This is a genomic window from Acidobacteriota bacterium, assembly GCA_039030395.1.
GTDB lineage: Bacteria > Acidobacteriota > Thermoanaerobaculia > Multivoradales > JBCCEF01 > JBCCEF01.
In genome coordinates this window covers 1-1,555 of record JBCCEF010000075.1, presented here as the reverse complement: position 1 = coordinate 1,555, position 1,555 = coordinate 1, and the positions used below count along the sequence as shown (strand labels likewise).

At 71.8% G+C, this 1,555-nt stretch carries 1 protein-coding gene; it reads right to left on the bottom strand.

The features are described from left to right. Positions 1-1,555: CHAT domain-containing protein (locus AAF481_20585; protein MEM7483564.1), on the bottom strand; the 1,555-nt coding region annotated here is incomplete at both ends.

The window sequence follows — 1,555 nt, the reverse complement described above, 5'->3', positions numbered from 1 at the left end:
GTTGCGGCTGGCGACGACCCACTGTGCCCCGGCGTGGACCAAGAGTCCGCCCAGACCATAACGTCCGCTGTCGGCGGTGATCGGCCAGCGACCGGTGCGGCAGCCGCTGAGGTTGACGAAGCGCTGCGGCAGATCGAGGTCGGCGAGCTCCATCAGGCGGAGGGGACGATCCGCCATCACCAAGCCGGAGAGCTCGGGGAGCACCGGGTCATACAGCCCATGACTGTCGACGTGCAGCCAGGCCGCGGTGGCCAGAGCTTGCCGAAGGGTCTCATGGCTGGCCTCGTCGCCCCGCATCAGGCGAGCGTCGGGGAAGAGCTCGCGATAGGTCGACGCCAGCTTCCGAGCACCCGGTAGATCACCGCGCGGGTCGACCACGAAGAGGGGCGATTGCGCCGAGGCTTGGACTGAGGCGAAGGCGGCGTCCCGGGGCGTCGCGCCGGCCGGCACGACGACGGGGGTGGTCAGCGAGCTGAGCCATGCAGCCGATCCGTTGCCGGCAACCGGCAGTGCCGCGGGCGGGATGCCCTGCAGGGCACCATGTAGCGCGAAACGGGTCAGCGGTCCGAGCGCGGCGAGATCCTTGGGCAACAGCGCCGCGGCGAGGGGGTCCAAGAGCTCGCGCCAGGCCCCCGCGGAAACCTCGGGTCGGGCGACCCCATCCAATCGGGCGACCCCATCCAATCGGTGGGCGATCTGTCGCAGCAGCTCGCGGCGGGTGGCGCGGGGCAAGGCGGTTCGATGCTCCAAGTGGATGCCGTTCGCATCGCGGCGCAGCAGCAGGATCTCGTCGTCGATGGCGAAGGCCCTCAGGTCGACCCCGTCCTCGGTCGGCGGCGCCCTCGACTCGCAGCCCGGCCATTGCCACCACAGATCGCGCAGCGCTTGGCGGACCTGGCGCCGCCGGATCCCGAGCTCGTGGCGGCGAGCCCCAGCGGCCGGCGCTTCGAGCTCCCCAAGCTCCGCTAGCAGATGCGCTCGTTGGTCGTCGATCGCGCGCCATCTGGCGGCCAGCTGCGGCGTCCGCGCCTGCTGGCGGCAGCGGCGGCGCTCGCCGTCGTGGGCCGACCGTCGGTCGAGATCCTGCAGAATCTCCCATGCCCTCTCCGCGTTGCCGGCGTCCGCCGCCGTGCGCGCGGCGCGGGCGAAGGTTTGGGCTCGCTGCCCGGGACCCAAGGGCAAAGCCGGTAAGAGGCCGGTGCTCCCGGCCAGTCCCTCGCCGGAGTCCGAGAAGTCCGCCAGCTCGTGCTGCAGCAGGCTCTGCCGGAAGGCTGCGGTGGCGTCTTCGAACTGTCGCTGGGCCCGGTGGGCTCGGCCGAGGCAGCTCCAGGCCCAGGCTGCGACCTGGGGCTCGGCCGAAACCAGGTCAGAGCAACCTTCAGCCGCGCGATCCACGGCTCCTTGCTGCAAGTCATCCAGGGCCCGGATGAGCGCCGCCCAGCGTGCCAGAGCCCGCACGGTGTCGCCCGCGACCGTGGCGTCCTGCAGTAAGCGGTCGGCGGCGGCCAGAGCCTCGGTGGTGCTGTGTCCCTGGCGCAGGCGCAGGTAAGCCAGC